The sequence below is a fragment of the Nesterenkonia ebinurensis genome (assembly GCF_008711175.1).
GTDB lineage: Bacteria > Actinomycetota > Actinomycetes > Actinomycetales > Micrococcaceae > Nesterenkonia > Nesterenkonia ebinurensis.
Genome location: NZ_VWNF01000031.1, coordinates 1 through 1373, shown reverse-complemented (window position 1 = coordinate 1373; position 1373 = coordinate 1). Strand labels below are relative to the sequence as shown.

Annotated in this window: 1 protein-coding gene and 1 pseudogene; one reads left to right on the top strand and one right to left on the bottom strand. The window is 62.3% G+C overall.

The window, feature by feature from the left end:
* Positions 1-54: 54 nt before the first annotated feature.
* Positions 55-901, top strand: a pseudogene (locus F0311_RS09375) (IS5 family transposase).
* Here F0311_RS09375 and F0311_RS09370 read toward each other — a convergent pair.
* Entirely contained in the window at positions 882-1322 is a 441-nt protein-coding gene (locus tag F0311_RS09370; protein WP_150461689.1) for a DUF5946 family protein, read from the bottom strand. The pseudogene F0311_RS09375 and the gene F0311_RS09370 sit on opposite strands and share 20 nt — an antisense overlap.
* Between the last annotated feature and the right edge of the window lie 51 nt (positions 1323-1373).

Genomic DNA, 1373 nt, shown 5'->3' with positions numbered 1-1373 from the left:
GGTGAGTCTTGAGTGGTGACGCGACAGGAGATCTCTGACGAGGTGTGGTCTGTGATGGAGCCGTTGATGCCGGCGGTGTCAGGCAGGTCGAGGCCGTGGACTGATCATCGGCTCGCTGTCGAGGCTATGGCCTGGAAGTACCGGACCGGCGCACCGTGGCGGGATGTGCCGGAGCGGTTCGGGAAGTGGAACTCGATCTACAAGCGGTTCAACCGATGGGCTGAGGATGGCACCTGGGAGAAGCTGCTCGCTGAAGTGCAGAAGCAGGCCGATGCCGCAGGCCGAATCGACTGGGTCGCCTCTATCGACTCGACCATCGCGCGTGTGCATCAGCACGGTGCCACCCTCGCCCGCACCACAGGGGGCTCTGCCAAATCACAAGAACTCGCGGTTCGAACCGCCCGATCATGGGATCGGACGCTCACGAGGTGGGCTGACAACCAAGCTGCACCTGGTCTGCGACGGGCGTGGCAGGCCGTTGGGGATGCTGATCACCGGCGGGAACATCAACGACACGACGATGATGACCGCTGTCCTCGAGGACATCCGCGTCCCGCGCGCCGGCAAAGGACGACCCCGCACCCGCCCCGACCGGGTACTGGCCGACAAGGGGTATCCGTCGAAGACGAACCGTGCCTGGCTACGCGACCGCGGGATCACGGCAACGATCCCTGAACGCGACGACCAGATCGCGCACCGTCGCAAGAAGCCAGGCAAACCAATCGACTTCGGCGACCAGCAGAAGGAGCGCTACAAGGGCTGCAATGTTGTCGAGCGCTGCTTCAACAAGCTCAAACAATGACGCGGCATCGCGATGCGGTCCGACAAGCTCCTCCGCAACTACCGAGCTGCCGTCAGCCTCGCCGCCACCCTGATCTGGATCAGATCAGACTTGACCTAGAACGCTCGGACAGGACCGAGGAGACCCACGTGTTCATCCGCGCCGCATAGCCCCGGGCCGGAAACGATCCATCGACACTGAGATCCTCGATCGTGAAACGAGGAGGATGCATTCGGGCGGGAGCGCGCGTTGCATCATCCGGTTTGAAGAGACCGCGCCGGTTCTGAGCGACTCGACGGCGCTGGATCTGATTCACTGCCTCCAACCCGCCCGTGCTGTAAGCCTCGATCATCGTCCACTGCCCGTCGGCGGTGTTGGTCGGCACCGTCGATGGATGCTGCAGGTAGTAACAAGCGACGTTCACACCGTGAAGCGGTCCCCAAGGAGCAAGTCGTTGATGATCCAGAGCGAGCAGCACATGGAAGAGGTCTTCACAGCTTCCGAATCTCCCCATCGCATGGCAGTCCTCGCACATTGACATGAGTTCAGTCTACGAACCTCAGCCTCGCCGCCACACTGATCTGGACCAGAT